The 14,798-nt window shown below is 65.1% G+C and carries 19 protein-coding genes and 1 riboswitch; of the genes, 2 read left to right on the top strand and 17 right to left on the bottom strand.

Annotation, left to right across the window (positions count from 1 at the left end; translation table 11 throughout):
• Positions 1 to 89 precede the first annotated feature (89 nt).
• A complete protein-coding gene (locus L1P09_RS05700) occupies positions 90 to 1,019 on the bottom strand; it encodes a LysR family transcriptional regulator (protein ID WP_029888088.1) in 930 nt (309 codons plus the stop codon).
• A gap of 114 nt (positions 1,020 to 1,133) precedes the next feature.
• Between L1P09_RS05700 and L1P09_RS05695 the strand changes: the two genes are divergently transcribed.
• Positions 1,134 to 1,394, top strand: coding sequence for a DUF2798 domain-containing protein (locus L1P09_RS05695; protein WP_009686210.1), 261 nt, complete (start codon positions 1,134 to 1,136; stop codon positions 1,392 to 1,394).
• Between the two features lie 6 nt (positions 1,395 to 1,400).
• Here the strand turns inward: L1P09_RS05695 and L1P09_RS05690 are convergent, their stop codons facing one another.
• From L1P09_RS05690 to cobO, 15 genes are all read right to left on the bottom strand, one after another.
• Complete coding sequence (locus tag L1P09_RS05690; protein ID WP_235768572.1) at positions 1,401 to 1,577, bottom strand: hypothetical protein; 177 nt, start codon at positions 1,575 to 1,577, stop codon at positions 1,401 to 1,403.
• Positions 1,578 to 1,842: 265 nt separating this feature from the next.
• The gene (locus tag L1P09_RS05685; RefSeq protein WP_110680030.1) at positions 1,843 to 2,391 is read right to left on the bottom strand and encodes a glutathione peroxidase; all 549 of its coding nucleotides are present in this window, start codon (positions 2,389 to 2,391) and stop codon (positions 1,843 to 1,845) included.
• 45 nt (positions 2,392 to 2,436) lie between these two features.
• Entirely contained in the window at positions 2,437 to 2,559 is a 123-nt protein-coding gene (locus L1P09_RS26150; RefSeq protein ID WP_256217120.1) for a hypothetical protein, read from the bottom strand.
• The gene (locus L1P09_RS05680; RefSeq protein WP_290129258.1) at positions 2,556 to 3,758 is read right to left on the bottom strand and encodes an MFS transporter; all 1,203 of its coding nucleotides are present in this window, start codon (positions 3,756 to 3,758) and stop codon (positions 2,556 to 2,558) included. The genes L1P09_RS26150 and L1P09_RS05680 overlap by 4 nt, the downstream gene beginning before the upstream one ends.
• Before the next feature lie 62 nt (positions 3,759 to 3,820).
• Positions 3,821 to 4,225, bottom strand: coding sequence for a MarR family winged helix-turn-helix transcriptional regulator (locus tag L1P09_RS05675; protein ID WP_009686204.1), 405 nt, complete (start codon positions 4,223 to 4,225; stop codon positions 3,821 to 3,823).
• 82 nt (positions 4,226 to 4,307) lie between these two features.
• Positions 4,308 to 5,036: an adenosylcobinamide-GDP ribazoletransferase gene (locus tag L1P09_RS05670; protein WP_029887566.1), complete on the bottom strand. Its 729-nt coding sequence runs from the start codon at positions 5,034 to 5,036 to the stop codon at positions 4,308 to 4,310.
• 1 nt (position 5,037) lies between these two features.
• On the bottom strand, positions 5,038 to 5,604 hold the full coding sequence (locus L1P09_RS05665; RefSeq protein WP_029887565.1) for a histidine phosphatase family protein: 567 nt from the start codon (positions 5,602 to 5,604) through the stop codon (positions 5,038 to 5,040).
• Positions 5,601 to 6,656, bottom strand: a complete 1,056-nt coding sequence (cobT, locus tag L1P09_RS05660) for a nicotinate-nucleotide--dimethylbenzimidazole phosphoribosyltransferase (RefSeq protein WP_110680033.1) — start codon at positions 6,654 to 6,656, stop codon at positions 5,601 to 5,603. Before cobT ends, L1P09_RS05665 begins: the two co-directional genes overlap by 4 nt.
• Before the next feature lie 61 nt (positions 6,657 to 6,717).
• The gene (gene cobU / locus L1P09_RS05655) at positions 6,718 to 7,239 is read right to left on the bottom strand and encodes a bifunctional adenosylcobinamide kinase/adenosylcobinamide-phosphate guanylyltransferase (protein ID WP_235768571.1); all 522 of its coding nucleotides are present in this window, start codon (positions 7,237 to 7,239) and stop codon (positions 6,718 to 6,720) included.
• A 1-nt stretch (position 7,240) separates the two neighbouring features.
• Positions 7,241 to 8,695 (bottom strand): cobyric acid synthase, encoded by a 1,455-nt coding sequence (locus L1P09_RS05650; protein ID WP_029887562.1) that lies wholly within the window; start codon positions 8,693 to 8,695, stop codon positions 7,241 to 7,243.
• Positions 8,692 to 9,684: a threonine-phosphate decarboxylase CobD gene (gene cobD, locus L1P09_RS05645; protein WP_029887561.1), complete on the bottom strand. Its 993-nt coding sequence runs from the start codon at positions 9,682 to 9,684 to the stop codon at positions 8,692 to 8,694. Before cobD ends, L1P09_RS05650 begins: the two co-directional genes overlap by 4 nt.
• Positions 9,677 to 10,585, bottom strand: a complete 909-nt coding sequence (cbiB, locus tag L1P09_RS05640) for an adenosylcobinamide-phosphate synthase CbiB (protein WP_029887560.1) — start codon at positions 10,583 to 10,585, stop codon at positions 9,677 to 9,679. The genes cobD and cbiB overlap by 8 nt, the downstream gene beginning before the upstream one ends.
• The gene (gene bluB, locus L1P09_RS05635; protein ID WP_029887559.1) at positions 10,582 to 11,232 is read right to left on the bottom strand and encodes a 5,6-dimethylbenzimidazole synthase; all 651 of its coding nucleotides are present in this window, start codon (positions 11,230 to 11,232) and stop codon (positions 10,582 to 10,584) included. Before bluB ends, cbiB begins: the two co-directional genes overlap by 4 nt.
• On the bottom strand, positions 11,229 to 12,524 hold the full coding sequence (locus tag L1P09_RS05630; protein WP_029887558.1) for a cobyrinate a,c-diamide synthase: 1,296 nt from the start codon (positions 12,522 to 12,524) through the stop codon (positions 11,229 to 11,231). The genes bluB and L1P09_RS05630 overlap by 4 nt, the downstream gene beginning before the upstream one ends.
• Positions 12,521 to 13,132, bottom strand: a complete 612-nt coding sequence (cobO, locus tag L1P09_RS05625; protein WP_235768569.1) for a cob(I)yrinic acid a,c-diamide adenosyltransferase — start codon at positions 13,130 to 13,132, stop codon at positions 12,521 to 12,523. The genes L1P09_RS05630 and cobO overlap by 4 nt, the downstream gene beginning before the upstream one ends.
• A gap of 121 nt (positions 13,133 to 13,253) precedes the next feature.
• Positions 13,254 to 13,471: riboswitch (cobalamin riboswitch) on the bottom strand.
• Between the two features lie 155 nt (positions 13,472 to 13,626).
• Here cobO and L1P09_RS05620 point away from each other — a divergent pair.
• The gene (locus L1P09_RS05620) at positions 13,627 to 14,205 is read left to right on the top strand and encodes a hypothetical protein (RefSeq protein ID WP_029887556.1); all 579 of its coding nucleotides are present in this window, start codon (positions 13,627 to 13,629) and stop codon (positions 14,203 to 14,205) included.
• 199 nt (positions 14,206 to 14,404) lie between these two features.
• Here L1P09_RS05620 and L1P09_RS05615 read toward each other — a convergent pair whose 3' ends face one another.
• The gene (locus tag L1P09_RS05615; RefSeq protein WP_232893112.1) at positions 14,405 to 14,620 is read right to left on the bottom strand and encodes a hypothetical protein; all 216 of its coding nucleotides are present in this window, start codon (positions 14,618 to 14,620) and stop codon (positions 14,405 to 14,407) included.
• Between the last annotated feature and the right edge of the window lie 178 nt (positions 14,621 to 14,798).

The following is a 14,798-nucleotide window of genomic DNA, read 5'->3' as shown; positions in this document are numbered from 1 at the left end:
GATTCCCTGTGGGAGCGGGCGTGCCCGCGAAGGGTCGCAAAGCGGCCCCAAATTACTTAACTGACTGGCATTACCCTCGTGGCGGTTTTTCACGTCTGGACTTGCCAGGTGTCAGCCAGGTGTTCACGCAGGTACGCCGTGAACACGCGCACAGCAGGCGTCATGGCAAAGCGGTCCGCCAGGCACAGGTAGATGTCCATCGGCTCGGTCTGGGCGTATGCCTGGCCGTTGTCGCTGTATTCAAACAACGGCACCAGCGCACCTGAAGCCAGATGTGGCCGCACGATGAATTCGGCCAGGCGGGTAATACCACCATCATGCACGGCCATGTGGGTCAGCGCATCGATGTCGTCGCTGATGAGCACGTTGCCGAACACCGGCTCGAAGCGCAGCCCGTCGCGCATAAACCCCCACCGTAGCAGGCGGCCGTCCACCGGGTAGCGGAACACCAGGCACCGGTGATCGCGCAGAGCCTCAGGCGTGCTTGGTAGGCCGGCGCTTCGCAAGTAGCCGGGGGAGGCGCAGCAAATGAACGGGATACGGGCGATGTGCCGGGCCAGCAGCTGCTCTTCCAACTGCGGGGTGATGCGCAGGCTCACATCGACATCTTCACGGGCATGGTTGACGCGGCGATCGGTCGTTACCAATTCTATCGAAAGCAGTGGATAACGGGCGCTGAATGCGGGTATCAGGGGAGCCAGTACATGGCGACCGAAGGCCGAGGTCGAAGCAATGCACAGTCGGCCCTGGGGTTCACTGTCTGGGGTGGTGATGGCCTGCTCGGCTTCGGCAAGGTCACGTTCGATATGGCTGACACGTTGGTAGTACTGGTTGCCTGCGGGTGTCAGGGACATGCTACGGGTTGTGCGGGTAAGCAGGCGCACTTGCAGGTGGCTTTCCAGGCGGGCGAGGTTCTGGCTGACCGCGGCCGGGGTGAGGCCGAGGTTACGGGCGCCAGCGGCAATGCTGCCGGCTTCGACGACCTTGATGAAGCAACGGATGGCGTTGAGCAGGTCCATGCAGTGGCCCTTGATTCGTAAGCATCTCTTTATAAAGAACTCAGTATTGCTGGTCTACTGCTGCCATTGCGAGGGTTGCTAGCCTACGGCTTCACTTAACTTCAAGGAGTACGCATGAACGATCTGTCCCCCACCCGCCGCCGCCGCAAATTGCACCCCGTTGCCACGCCCTATGTTTTCGCGTTCTACATGTCTTCGATCATGGCGTTATTGATGAGCTTTGTTATTACAGCAGCGAACGCTGGGGTTACCCCGGACTACCTGAGCAATGTATTGAAGGCCTATCAGTTGGCGATGCCGGTGGCGTTTGTCTGTGTATTGATGGTGAGGCCGGTGGTTGTACGGCTGGTGGCGATCACGGTGCATGCCAAGTGAGGTCGCCTACCGCTGGCACAGGTGGCGCTGGCCCACCTCTTCAACCCCCGCACAGCTTTTGATCTGGCTTTTGATCTGGCTGTTGATCTTGATCTTGATCCTGATCTTGATCTTGATCTTGATCTTGATCTTCGCGACTTCAGGAGGCCGAGCGGAGGGCATGCGGAGGGAGGTGACGGGCATGGATGCCCGTCAAGCGCTGAGGCCCCAGGGATGGGGCCTGCAGCGCGTACTCCCGGGAGCATGCCCGTAGCGAGGGAACCCCGGAGCGCAGCGCAGGGGCCGGATGACGGGAGCGCAGCGTTTTTTGGTCACTTTTTGTCGCGTCTGACAAAAAGTGACTCGCCGTAAGGGCGAAAAGGTGACTATGCGTCGCTATCGCAGCTGGAGTTTTCGCGCCACCAAAACCAGCGCCAAAAAGCTTTCAAGCTAGGCAATAACCCCCCCATCACTGCGACGCAATAGCCTTCTCGATAGCCGCCCGGAACGCCGGATCATCCGGCTTGGTCAGGCTGGAAAAATTACCAATCACCTTGCCCTTGCGATCAACCACATATTTGTAGAAGTTCCACTTCGGCGCACTGCTCTGGTTGGCCAATTCAACGAACAACGGAATCGCATCCTTGCCCCGAACCGGCTGGGCCTTGGTCATGGTGAACGTCACACCGTAGTTGGCATAGCACACCTTGGCCGTCTTCTCGCTATCGGCGTCTTCCTGCTTGAAGTCATTGGACGGCACACCCAACATCTCCAGGCCCTGTTCGTGATACGCCTTGTACGTTGCTTCAAGCCCCTCGAACTGCGGCGCAAAACCACAGTAACTGGCGGTGTTCACCACCACCAGAGGCTTACCGGCAAACCGCTCGCACAGCTCGATCTGCCCCTTGCCCCGCAATTCCGGCAAGCTGCCCTGCAATAACGCCGGGCAATCGGCCGCCCAGCTCGACGCACTGGCCAGCAAGCCCAGCACCGTCACCGTCAACCCCTGTATACGCATGTCTGTTGCTCCCGCAATCCAAGCCTTGAGCTTGCAGGGTAGCGCCTAACAGACGCTCATGCCCAACTGCATCAACGCCAAGCCCCCGCGGTGCCAGCCCCACCACACCAGCGCCAGCAGCAATATTCCGGCAACAGCCAGCAGCCCGCGAACCCAATAGCGGCTCATGCTGCCTGCGCCTGCAAGCGGGCGACCGGGCGTTCGCGTACCGGCCAGTTCAGGGCGGCAGCCAACACGCTGAGCAGGATGGAGATCTGCCACACCAGGTCATAGCTGCCCGTGCGGTCGTACACCACCCCACCCAGCCAGCCCCCCAGGAACGCACCCAGCTGGTGGAACAGGAACACGATACCGCCCAGCATGGAAAGGTTGCGCACCCCGAACACGGTCGCCACGGTGCCATTGGTCAGCGGCACGGTAGACAACCACAGCAGCCCCATGGCGATACCGAACAGGTAGGCACTGAACTGAGTCACCGGCGCCCACAGGAACAGCACGATCACCACCGCCCGCAGCAGGTAAAGCCCGGTCAGCAAGCGCGGTTTGGACATACGCCCACCCAGCCAGCCAGCCGTGAAGGTGCCGATAATGTTGAACAGCCCAACCAGCGCCAGCACCGTGGTACCGGTACTCGCGGGCAGATGCTGGTCAACCAGGTAGGCCGGCAGGTGCACGCCGATGAATACCACCTGGAAACCGCAGACGAAGAAGCCCAACGCCAGGAGCCAGAACCCAGGATGCGAACACGCTTCACGCAACGCCTGGCCCAGCGTCTGCTCGGCACCATGGCTGGGCAATGGGCGGTCGCGCAGCAGGCCCACAAAAGGCACGATGAATGCCACCAGCAGCCCCAATACCAACAGGGCCGCCGACCAACCCAGCCACTGGATGAGGCCCAGGGTACCCGGCAACATGGCGAACTGGCCGAACGAACCTGCGGCGCTGGCGATGCCCATGGCCATGCTGCGCTTGTCGGCCGGCACAGCCCGCCCGACCACACCGAGGATCACCGAAAACGAAGTGCCGGAGAGGCCGATACCAATCAGCAAGCCCGCACTCAGCGACAACGACCAGGCCGAGTCGGCCGTGCCCATCAGGACCAACCCCACGGCATAAAGAATACCGCCGATGATCACCACCCGGGCCGCGCCCAGGCGGTCGGCCAAGGCGCCGGCAAAGGGTTGCGCCAGCCCCCAGATCAGGTTCTGCAAGGCAATGGCAAAGGCAAACACCTCACGGCCCCAGCCAAAATCGGCGCTCATGGGCGCCAGGAACAGGCCGAAACCGTGCCGAACACCCAATGACAACGCCAGAATCAACGCTGCCCCCACCAATACCCATCCGCTGGTTCGCCACACCGATGTCATTATCGTTATCTCCAGCACATCGCAAGGTTTACGGGTATATACCCGCTTATGGTCGTATCATTTCAGGCCAGCTGGTTCAGCAGGCGCACCAGTTGATCACGCTGCCCGCCCCCCAGGCGTTCCACCAAATCGGCTTGCGCCTGCTCCCAGGCAGGGTGGGCAGCTTGCAGCAACTGCTTGCCGGCTGCGGTCAGCAACACCTCACGGTTACGCTGGTCATCGCCCTCGGCCAGGGCTACCAAGCCCTCAGCCTGCAGCACACGCAGGTTGCGGCCCAACGTACTGCGCTCCAGCCCCATGGCCTCGGCCAGGGTTGTGATGCTGGGACGCTCAAGGCGCTGCAGGTGCCGTAACAGCGAAAACTGGGCGACATTCACCCCGAAGCCGGCAAGGGCTTCGTCGTAATGCCGGGTCACCCCACGGGCAGCACGGCGCAAATGGATACAAAGGCATTCACTGGTCAGCATGGATACGTGTATATACCCGCGTGTTGCCTGTTGCAAGAAGTTTCATGGCGCCGGGCGAGGCGACGCTTGGGTGACACGATGCTCAGAGCCCCAGCGCCATGCCAAGCACCACCGCCAGCTCAAGCAGTTCCAGCAGCGCCCCGGCCGTATCGCCCGTTGTGCCACCCAGGCGTCGGCGCATGAGCTGCCGCAGCCAGGCAAATACCGCCAGCGCCAGCACCACGCTCCACCCGCCCAGCCACAGGCAAAACAGCGCACAACCCAGCAGTACCCAGCCCGCGGCGCGCCGTGGCAGATGCTCCGCCAATGCCTGCCCCAGGCCACCTGGCCGCACGTATGGGGTGCACAGAAACAAACCCAGCATCGCCGCCCGCCCCAGCAGCGGCGCCAGCAGCAGGTGGGCAGTGACGCCCTGCTCGACCAGCACCCAAAGGGCACAGAACTTCAGCAACAGCACCAGTACCAGGGTTACCACGGCCATTGGCCCGCTGCGTGGGTCTTTCATGATCCGCAACGTGCGCTCGCGGTCGCCAAAGCCGCCCAGCCAGGCGTCCGCACTGTCGGCCAGCCCGTCCAGGTGCAAGGCCCCGCTGAGCAGCACCCACAGTGCCAACAGCAACGCCGCGTGCAGCGGCGCCGGCGTGCCCTGCAGCAGGTGGCTTGCCAGCCACAACAGCAACCCGAACAGCAGCCCGACCAGCGGGTAATAGAGCAGCGAACGGCCCACCTCACGGGCGGCGGGCATGCCCGGCAGGCTCACCGGCAAGCTGCTGAGAAACTGCAAGGCAATCCAGAACGGCAACGGCAGCATCTCAACCTTCCTCGACCAATAGCCCGCCCTCACTCACCAACAAGCGGACCAAGGCACCATGCCCGACCTCGACCTGCAACAGTTGGTGCCTGGGCAAGCCGCGAGCACGCGCCAGCAGCAGGCGCATCACCCCACCATGGGTGACCAGCAGCACACGCTTGCCGGCGTGCTGCTGGTACAACCCCTCGACCGCCGCCAGCACCCGTGCCGCAAAGGCGTGCACCGGCTCGCCGTTAGGCGGCGTGAAGGCGTAGGGGTCTGCCCAGAACTGCCCCAGCGCATCGGCCTGGTCTTGCATGATCTGTGCGGCGCTGCGGCCTTCCCAGTCACCAAAGTGCAGTTCTTGCAGGGCAGGCACCCGGCACACCGGCAAATTCAGGTGCGCACCCAGCTCATCGGCAAACCGCGCACAGCGCTGCAGCGGCGAGCTGACCAACACCTGCCACGGGCCGGCACCGGCCACGGCACTGCGCATCTGGGCCCAGCCTTGGTCGGTCAGCGCGTCATCCAGGCTGCCACGCAGCCCGCCCTGCTCGGTTTCGCCGTGGCGCAGCAGGTCGAGGATCATGCCGGGCGGTCCGCCACAGCGGCTTCGGCAAAGGTCGCCATTTGCCCATGCAGCGCACACGCCAGGCGTAACAGCGGTACCGCCAATGCGGCGCCACTGCCCTCGCCCAGGCGCAGGCCCAGGGCCAGCAACGGCTCGGCCTGCAGCGCCGCGAGCAGGGCCTTGTGCCCAGGCTCGGCACCTTCGTGAGCGAACAGCAGCCAGGCCCGGCACTGCGGGTTCAGGCGCACCGCCACCAGCGCAGCAACACTGCAGATGAAGCCATCGACCAGTACTGCGATACCCGACTGCGCGCAGCCGATATAGGCGCCGACCAGGGCAGCGATCTCGAACCCGCCAACGCACCCCAATGCCTGCAACGGCGCGTCAGCCCGCAGGCCATGCAGACGCAACGCCTGTTCGATGACCTGCGCCTTGTGCCGCACACCCGCGTTGTCCAGGCCGGTACCAGGCCCGCTCAGCTGTGCCGCCGGGCAGCCCAGCAAGGCGCTGGCCACGGCAGCCGCGGCAGTCGTGTTGCCGATGCCCATCTCGCCACCAATGAACAACTGCGCACGCTGTTCGGCCGCGCGCAAGGCGCTGTCGCGGCCCGCCTGCAGGGCTGCCAGCAGCTGGTCTTCGGTCATCGCCGGCTGCCGGGCAAAGTTCGCGGTACCGGCCCCCAGGCGCAAATGGCGCACGCCGGGCAGTTCCAGCTGTAGGTCGACGGTGCCGAGATCGACCACCTCCAGGCTGGCGTGCAGTTGCCGCGCCAGCACACTGATTGCCGCGCCACCGCCGACGAAATTGCACAGCATCTGCCCGGTTACCGCCTGCGGGTAGGCCGAGATGCCTTCCTCGACCACACCGTGGTCACCAGCAAAAATGGTGATGGCCAGCTGGTCCAGCACGGGGCGTTCCTGCCCCTGCAAACCGGCCAGCTGAATGGCCAGGCCTTCCAGCTGGCCAAGCGAGCCGGCAGGCTTGGTCAGTTGCTGCTGACGCGCGCGGGCCTGGTCCATGGCGGCGTTGTCGAGGGGTTGGCAGGGGGTTTGCCACCAGGGTTGGATCATCGGGGGAAGCCTGTTCAGGGTTGGACAATGGGTAGTGGGGGTTGCACGGTGCATGGCTGGGTCATGGCGCGGCGCCCTTGAGCACCAATGGCAACCCGGCAACCGTCAACACCACGCGTTGACAGCGCTCGGCCACCGCCTGATGCATCCAGCCGGCCAGGTCGACATAACGCCGGGTCAGCTCGCACATGGGCACCACCCCCAGGCCGGTTTCGTTACTGACCAGGATAATCGTGCCAGGCAGTTGCTCGAGGCAATCGAGCAGCGCATCACGCTCGTGGGCCAGCCGTTGGTCATCCTCCAGCATCAGCAGGTTGGTCAGCCACAGGGTCAGGCAATCCACCAGCAGGCAACGCCCCTCGGCCGCTTCTGCGCGCAATACCGCCGCCAATGCCAGGGGCTCTTCGATCAAACCCCAGGCGGCAGGGCGTCGTTGCCGGTGCAGCGCTACCCGCTCGTTCATTTCACCGTCCAGCGGCTGGCTGGTGGCAATGTAGGTCACGGGCAGGCCGCTGGCAGTGGCCCATTGCTCGGCCAGGCGGCTTTTGCCCGAACGGGCACCGCCGAGGATCAGGCTGCGCATGTCAGGCCACCCCGCACAGTTGGCGCAACAAGGTGGTGTTCAGGTGCGCGTCCACCAGGTCGGCCAGGCGCTCGATGTCACGTTCACGCAGGGCTTCGTAGTCAATGACCTGCACATCGTCCAGGCCCGCCCAGCGCAGCAGGGCGGCACATGAATGGCTGCCTTCGAACAGCCCATGCAGGTACGTGGCCAGCACCTGCCCGTCGTCGCTGATGGCACCGTCGCTGCGGCCATCGGCCAACTGCACGGCAGGCTGCGCCAGGGCCGGGCCGCGGGTGACACCCGCATGGATCTCATAACCGCTCACCGCCGCAGCCTCGAGGTTCAGCGTGCCGGTGACATTACGCAACTGCTTCTGGGCTTCGAGCACGGTGGCGTAGTCGAACAGGCCCAACCCGCGGCTTGAACCGGCAGCCCCTTCAAGCCCCAGCGGGTCATGCACTTCATGGCCGAGCATCTGCAGGCCGCCACAAATTCCGATCAGTTTGCCGCCATAGCGCAGGTGGCGTTCGATCGCCTTGTCCCAACCGCGCTCGCGCAGCTGTGCCAGATCGCCGCGGACGCTTTTCGAGCCAGGCAGGATGATCAGGTCGGCAGCCGGAATCGCCTGGCCAGGGCCGATAAATTGCAGGTCTACCTGCGGATGCAGGCGCAAAGGGTCGAAGTCGGTGTGGTTGCTGATACGCGGCAGCACCGGCACGATCACCTTGAGCACGCGGTCCTGCTTGCGGCCCTGGCGCATGTCGATGCCATCTTCGGCTTCAAGGTGCAGGTCGGTGACGTAGGGCAACACGCCCAGCACCGGCTTGCCGGTGCGTGCCTCCAGCCAGTCCAGCCCTGGTTGCAGCAGCGCGATGTCGCCACGGAAGCGGTTGATCACAAAGCCCTGCACCCGCGCCTGCTCACTGGGCGACAGCAGTTCCAGCGTGCCCACCAGGTGGGCGAACACGCCACCACGGTTGATGTCCGCGACCAGGATCACCGGGCAGTCGACCGCTTCGGCAAAGCCCATGTTGGCGATGTCGCCCGCGCGCAGGTTGATTTCTGCCGGCGACCCCGCGCCCTCGACCATGACCACCGGCCAGGCAGCGCTCAGGCGCTGGTGCGAGGCCAGCACTGCCTGCATGGCGACAGCTTTGTAGTCGTGGTAGGCCACCGCGTTCATGCTGGTGACGGCACGCCCATGGATGATCACCTGGGCGCCGGTATCACTGTTGGGCTTGAGCAATACCGGGTTCATGTCGGTGTGCGGCGCCAGCCGGCACGCCTGGGCCTGCACCGCCTGGGCGCGGCCAATTTCACCGCCATCGGCGGTTACGGCACTGTTCAGCGCCATGTTCTGCGGTTTGAACGGCACCACACCCACACCCTGGCGCAACAGCCAGCGGCACAATGCAGTTACCAGCGTGCTTTTGCCAGCGTCGGAGGTGGTGCCTTGCACCATGAGGGTGGTCATGCCGTTTCCTTTTGGTAGGCCGCCAGGGCCTGGGCCAGGCGTTGCTCATCTGCCAGGCTGGCGGGCAGCCCCAGGCGTACTGCGGCAGGCTGCTCGAACAGCCGCACCAGAATGCCGCGACGGGCGAGAAAGTCGTGCAGGTGGGCTGCGCCTGGGCTGCGTACATACTGGAACAGGTCACAGCCGCCGGTGGGCGTCAGGCCTGCGCTGTGCAGCATTGCCGCCAGTCGCTGGCTGGCGGCGGCACAGCGTTCGGTTTGGGCACGCTGCGCGGCCTGGTCAGCCAGGCTGACTTGGGCCAACACCCGGGTCGGGCCGTTGACGGTCCACGGGCCAAGCAACTCGGCCAGGCGCAACAGCAGGCTGTGCTCGGCCGCCACGAAACCGAGGCGCACGCCGGCCAGGCCGAAGAACTTACCGAACGAGCGCAATACGATCAGACCAGGGCGTGCGCTGCAATCCACCACGCTGTCTGCGGGGGTATTGTCCATGAAGGCTTCATCCACCAGCAGCCAGGCACCGCGCGCAGCCAGCCGGGCGTGCCAGGCCAGCAGCTGCTCACGGGGCACGCGGCGCCCTGTGGGGTTGTTGGGGTTGACCAGCACCAGCACGTCGAGGCCGTCGAGTGCGGCCTCGACCTGTGTTTCGTCCAGCTCGAGCAACTGGTGCCCCGCTCTTTGCCAGGCATGGGGGTGCTCGGCATAGCAGGGGCCCAGCACCCCGACCCGTCCGCTGGCACGCAGCAGCGGTAAGGCCTGGATCGCGGCCTGCGAGCCAGCGACTGGCAATACCTGGCTGGCGCCGTAATAGCGGCGCGCGGCCGCTTCCAGGCCGTCCTCGGTTTCCGGCAAGCGGGCCCAGGCTTCAACGGGAATGGGCGGAATGGGAAACGCCCACGGCGCGATGCCGCTGGACAGGTCGAGCCAGTGCTCACGGGCAATCCCGTATTGGTGCACTGCACGCAGCAGGCGACCGCCGTGTTCAAGCATCCAGGTAGGCCCCCAGGCAAATCACCAGCAACCACAGCCATACGCCGCGCTGCACCAGGTTCCAGCCACGCTCGATGGCGTCGGCATCGGCCGCCGGCCCCTCGCCCAGGCGTGGCCGCTCGTGCAGCTCGCCGTGGTACACCGCCGGGCCGCCGAGTTCGACACCTAACGCACCTGCACCGGCCGCCATGACCGGGCCGGCGTTGGGGCTGTCCCACAAGGGGCCCTGCTTGCGCCAGCAGGCCAGGGCCACACGGGTTTTGCCGAGCAGCGCATAAGTCAGCGCCACCAGCCTGGCGGGAATATAGTTGAGCACGTCGTCGATGCGCGCTGCGCACCAGCCAAAGCGCTCGAAACGCGCATTGCGGTAACCCCACATGGCATCGAGGGTATTGCTCAGGCGGTACAACACCACGCCCGGCGCACCGGCCACCACGAACCAGAACAGCGCAGCGAATACAGCGTCGCTGCCATTTTCCAGCACCGACTCGGTGGCTGCCCGCGCTACCGCAGGCGCGTCCAGCTCGCGGGTTTCACGGCTGACCAGAAAACCTACCCGGCGCCGCGCTTCGTCCAGGTCGCCCTGGCGCAACGCCTGAGCCACTGGCAGCACATGTTCGCCCAGGCTGCGCAGCCCCACAGCGCAGTACAACGCCAGCACATCAACCAGCCAGCCAATGCAGGGCAGCCAGGACAGCACCAGCGCCACCAGGGTCAGCGGCACCACGGCCAGAAACCAGGCGCTGACACCGTGGCTGCGCCAACCGCGGCCACCGGCATTCAGGCGCCGCTCCAGGTGATTGGCCATGTTGCCGAAAGCCACCAGTGGGTGGCGGCGCTGCGGCTCGCCCAGCAACGCATCCAGGGCCACGCCAGCCACGGTCAGCATAGCCACGCTCATTGGCACTCTCCCCATTGGTTTTCGAACAGCATTTCACTCAAGGGCCGCTGCTGGGCCCAGTTTTCCTGGACCAGCATGGGCGCCGGGTAGAACGCCGTAACCGGCCCCAGGCACAGCACTGCCACCGGTTTGGCCCCCGCCGGCATACCCAGCAGGTCCGCCAGGGCCTGCGGGTCGAACAGCGACACCCAGCCCATGCCCAGGCCTTCACCACGTGCTGCCAGCCACAGGTTCTGAACGGCACAGGCCAGCGACGCCAGGTCCATTTCAGGGAGGGTACGGCGACCGAAGATGTGCGGCTCGCGGTTGTCCATCAAGGCCGCCACCAGCACCTCGGCACAGTCGTTGATGCCTTCCACCTTCAGTTTCATGAACGCGTCGGAGCGCTCGCCCAGGGCCTGGGCAGTGCGCACCCGCTCCGCCTCGACCAAGGCCTGGATCTGCCCGCGCAGTTCACGCCGGGTGATACGAATGAAACGCCAGGGCTGCATGAGCCCGACGCTCGGCGCCTGGTGGGCAGCGGCCAGCAGGCGAGCCAGCACAGCCGGCGCCACGTCCCCACCCGCGAAATGGCGCATATCGCGGCGCTCGCCGATGGCCCGGTAGATGGCAGCGCGCTCGGCGGCGCTAAAGGCGTGTTCGCTCATGGCCGTAACAGTGCCGCCGCCGCAGGCGGGTTGGAGGGGAAATAGAAATGCACATAGGAGGCGGTCAGCCGCCCGATCCGGTACACCGCTTCATTGCCGCGGCCGCCGTTGGGGCTCAGGCCGCGGGCAATCGGGTCCAGCCCGGTCGTGGTCAGGGAATGGTGGTAGGTGTGCCCGCGCAAGGTGCCTTCCGGCAACTCCACTGCCTGCAAGGCCAAGGCCGCCAGGCGCTTCTGCATGGTCGCCTCCCCTGGCAGCAGGCCGAGCAGTTCGGCGCGCTCGCCGGCCACGTCGGTCAACGCCTCGAGCAGGTACAGCATGCCGCCACATTCGGCCAGCAGCGGCTTGCCCTGGGCATGGTGGGCGCGGATCGCTGCGCACATCGGCGCGTTCGCCGCCAGCCCGTGATGGTGCAATTCGGGGTAGCCACCTGGCAGGTACAGGCTGTCCACCGCAGGCAGTTCGCGGTCGTGCAGCGGCGAGAAGAAGGCCAGTTGGGCACCCAGGCTGCGCAGCAGGTCGAGGTTGGCACCGTAGGTGAAGGCAAAAGCCTCGTCGCGTGCCACGCCGATACGCACACCGGCCAGCGAGGCTGCGCAGGCGTGTACTGCCGGCTCGGCAAAGCACACCGGTGGCGGCAGCGCCGCATCGCAACTGGCCCCCAATGCTTCGGCGGCGGCGTCCAGGCGGGCATCGAGATCGTTCAGTTCGCTGGCCTGGACCAGGCCCAGGTGCCGGCTGGGCAATTCGATGCCACGCTCGCGGGACAACCCGCCATACCAGCGCAAGCCTTCGGTCAGGCTGCCTTCCAGCAGCTGTGCGTGGCGCAGGCTGCCGACCCGGTTGGCCAGCACCCCGGCAAACGGCAGGTCGGCCTGGTAGCGCGCCAGGCCCAGGGCCAGCGCGCCGAAGGTCTGGGCCATGGCCGTGCCGTCGATCACTGCCAGCACCGGCACACCGAAATGGCGTGCCAGGTCGGCACTGGAGGGGGTGCCATCGAACAACCCCATCACCCCTTCGATCAGGATCAGGTCGGCCTCCCCTGCCGCTTCCCACAACAGCCGGCGGCTTTCCTCCGCGCCGATCATCCACAGGTCCAGCTGGTACACCGGTGCGCCACTGGCCCGCTCCAGAATCATGGGGTCAAGAAAGTCCGGCCCGCACTTGAACACCCGCACCTTGCGCCCGCGGTTACGGTGCAGGCGGGCCAGTGCGGCGGTGACGGTGGTCTTGCCCTGGCCGGAGGCGGGAGCCGCGATCAGCACGGCTGGGCAGTGGCGCGCCTGGCTCACAGCTCTACGCCTTTCTGTGCGCGGATGCCGGCCTGGAAGGCGTGCTTGAGCATGCCCATCTCGGTCACGGTGTCGGCCAGCTCGACCATTTCAGGCTTGGCCCCGCGGCCAGTGACGATCACATGCTGCATCGGCGGCCGGGCCTGGATGTCGGACAGGACCTGGTCAAGGTCGAGGTAGCCGTGCTTGAGGGCGATGTTCAGCTCGTCCAGCACCACGAACTGCACGCTGGGGTCCTGCAGCAGCTGACGGGACACCGCCCAGGCGGCTTCGGCGGCGACGATGTCGCGCTGGCGGTCCTGGGTTTCCCAGGTGAAGCCTTCGCCCATCACGTGGTAGCGCACCTGCTCGGGGAAGCGGCGGAAGAACAGCTCTTCACCGGTGCTGTTGCGGCCTTTGATGAACTGCACCACACCACACTGCATGCCATGGCCCAGGGCCCGCGCAAGCATGCCGAAGGCCGAGCTGCTCTTGCCTTTGCCATTGCCAGTCAGCACCAGCAGCAGGCCGCATTCGTTGGGGGAGTTGGCGATACGTTCGTCGATGACTGCCTTCTTGCGCAGCATGCGCGCCAAGTGGCGTTCGTCGCGTTCGGTGGGTTCGCTCATCAGGGTTCTCCGCTGGCTGTCACCACGGCAACGCGCGGCAATAAAGAGTAGGCAGGCAGACGGAGAACGCGCAGGGGCCATGGCAAGGGGCCACGGTGCACCGCGCATCACCCTCCGTGATGCCGTTGGCAGATATCAGGCCGGTCTCCGGGCTTGTGAGGGGGCCTTGGCCCTGGCCTGCGCGCCTTCCCGGGTAAACACCCAGTGGCCCTGCGCGGCCGCGACTCACCTACCGTTGCGGGGGCAGCGCCGGACTCGCGCCTTGCTGGCGCCCACCGGCTTCCCAGTTTCACCCTGCCCAGTCGGGGCTGGCAGGGCACCTGAAACACGCGCGAAGGTTAGAGGGTTGTACCGGGAGCGTCAATCGGAGTGGGCAGGGAGTGCGAACTTGCAAAGCGGCGACGCTGGCCAATTCTCCAGGCTGTGCCACACTGATAGCACATAGCCATCACGCGCGACTGTACGCCACTACAATGACAAAAGGAGAGTGCAGCATGCGAGGCCACCTCATCAACAACCCGAACCTGGAGTTCCTTGGCCCGGTGCTGGAACGCTGGGTCGACTGCATTGACCGTTGCAACCAGTTTTACGGCGATGGCGAGGCACCTTACTGGCACGGCGCGGCTGCCAATGCCGGGGTGCTGGCAGCCGCGGCGTGGGAGGCTGAGCTGGCGGCGTTACAGCAGTTTGCCGGCAAGAAGCAGCGCGATGAAGGTGACCATGAGGGGCGCTGCGATCTGTCGATCAGCAGTGCTGACCAAGTGCTGTACCTGAGCGTGGGTCAGCGGTGGCCAAGGCTGGCGAAGCTGGACATGGCAGCTGCATTGCAGGAAACCGCTGTGCGCGCCCGGCAGGTGGCCTACCCCAGCCAGTTGAAGGCGGGGGCTTTGTTCATCAGCCCATGGAAAGCTGGCCAGCACGCCAGCCCTGAAGAGTTGCAGGACATGGTCGACGACTTGCAGAAACACAGCGCGTGCGCGGTGGCCTGGTACTTCCCGTATGCGTACCGCAAGTTACATAACGAGCTGGGGCAGTACTTTCCGGGGGTGGCGTTGTTGCTGAAGCAGGCTTGAAACAACGTGGGCGTTGAAACCGCATAGGTATTCGTTCGCGTAGGCCGCGCCGAGTCACCTTTCCGCCCTTACGGCGGGTTACTTTGGTCTTGGCCAAAGTAACCAAAGCCGCCCGCTCCCGTCATCCGGCCCCTACGCTGCGCTCCGGGTTCCCCTCGCTACGGGCATGCTTCTGAAGTCGCAATCTGCAGCGCCTGAACTACCGCGCGCTAAGAAGCAAAAGCAAAAAGCAGAAGCAACAACTGCGCTTTCGTGGGTTTCGCACCACGCAACCAAACCCTGCCCAGCTTTTGATCTGGCTGTTGATCTGGCTGTTGATCTTGATCTTGATCTTGATCTTGATCTTGATCTTGATCTTGATCTTCGCGACTTCAGGAGGCCGAGCGGAGGGCATGCGGAGGGAGGTGACGGGCATGGATGCCCGTCAAGCGCTGAGGCCCCAGGGACGGGGCCTGCAGCGCGTACTCCCGGGAGCATGCCCGTAGCGAGGGAACCCCGGAGCGCAGCGCAGGGGCCGGATGACGGGAGCGCAGCGTTTTTTGGTTACTTTTTGTCGCGTTTGACAAAAAGTGACTCGCCGTAAGGGCGAAAAG

Source organism: Pseudomonas juntendi (assembly GCF_021560075.1).
Classification (GTDB): Bacteria; Pseudomonadota; Gammaproteobacteria; order Pseudomonadales; family Pseudomonadaceae; genus Aquipseudomonas; species Aquipseudomonas juntendi.
Note: the sequence above shows the minus strand (reverse complement) of the source record. Positions and strands in the feature narration are given on the sequence as shown.

What these genes read in the sequence shown, in the direction of transcription:
- L1P09_RS05685 (WP_110680030.1), bottom strand. Translation starts at nt 2,391, where the DNA reads ATGCGTATACAGGGGTTGACGGTGACGGTGCTGGGCTTGCTGGCCAGT.
- cobD (WP_029887561.1), bottom strand. Translation starts at nt 9,684, where the DNA reads ATGCTTGAACACGGCGGTCGCCTGCTGCGTGCAGTGCACCAATACGGG.
- bluB (WP_029887559.1), bottom strand. Translation starts at nt 11,232, where the DNA reads ATGAGCGAACACGCCTTTAGCGCCGCCGAGCGCGCTGCCATCTACCGG.
- L1P09_RS26150 (WP_256217120.1), bottom strand. Translation starts at nt 2,559, where the DNA reads ATGAGCCGCTATTGGGTTCGCGGGCTGCTGGCTGTTGCCGGAATATTG.
- cobT (WP_110680033.1), bottom strand. Translation starts at nt 6,656, where the DNA reads ATGATCCAACCCTGGTGGCAAACCCCCTGCCAACCCCTCGACAACGCC.
- L1P09_RS05615 (WP_232893112.1), bottom strand. Translation starts at nt 14,620, where the DNA reads ATGCCCGTCACCTCCCTCCGCATGCCCTCCGCTCGGCCTCCTGAAGTC.
- L1P09_RS05690 (WP_235768572.1), bottom strand. Translation starts at nt 1,577, where the DNA reads ATGCCCGTCACCTCCCTCCGCATGCCCTCCGCTCGGCCTCCTGAAGTC.
- L1P09_RS05675 (WP_009686204.1), bottom strand. Translation starts at nt 4,225, where the DNA reads ATGCTGACCAGTGAATGCCTTTGTATCCATTTGCGCCGTGCTGCCCGT.
- L1P09_RS05650 (WP_029887562.1), bottom strand. Translation starts at nt 8,695, where the DNA reads ATGACCACCCTCATGGTGCAAGGCACCACCTCCGACGCTGGCAAAAGC.
- cobU (WP_235768571.1), bottom strand. Translation starts at nt 7,239, where the DNA reads ATGCGCAGCCTGATCCTCGGCGGTGCCCGTTCGGGCAAAAGCCGCCTG.
- cbiB (WP_029887560.1), bottom strand. Translation starts at nt 10,585, where the DNA reads ATGAGCGTGGCTATGCTGACCGTGGCTGGCGTGGCCCTGGATGCGTTG.
- L1P09_RS05700 (WP_029888088.1), bottom strand. Translation starts at nt 1,019, where the DNA reads ATGGACCTGCTCAACGCCATCCGTTGCTTCATCAAGGTCGTCGAAGCC.
- cobO (WP_235768569.1), bottom strand. Translation starts at nt 13,132, where the DNA reads ATGAGCGAACCCACCGAACGCGACGAACGCCACTTGGCGCGCATGCTG.
- L1P09_RS05695 (WP_009686210.1), top strand. Translation starts at nt 1,134, where the DNA reads ATGAACGATCTGTCCCCCACCCGCCGCCGCCGCAAATTGCACCCCGTT.
- L1P09_RS05620 (WP_029887556.1), top strand. Translation starts at nt 13,627, where the DNA reads ATGCGAGGCCACCTCATCAACAACCCGAACCTGGAGTTCCTTGGCCCG.
- L1P09_RS05670 (WP_029887566.1), bottom strand. Translation starts at nt 5,036, where the DNA reads ATGCTGCCGTTGCCGTTCTGGATTGCCTTGCAGTTTCTCAGCAGCTTG.
- L1P09_RS05665 (WP_029887565.1), bottom strand. Translation starts at nt 5,604, where the DNA reads ATGATCCTCGACCTGCTGCGCCACGGCGAAACCGAGCAGGGCGGGCTG.
- L1P09_RS05680 (WP_290129258.1), bottom strand. Translation starts at nt 3,758, where the DNA reads ATGACATCGGTGTGGCGAACCAGCGGATGGGTATTGGTGGGGGCAGCG.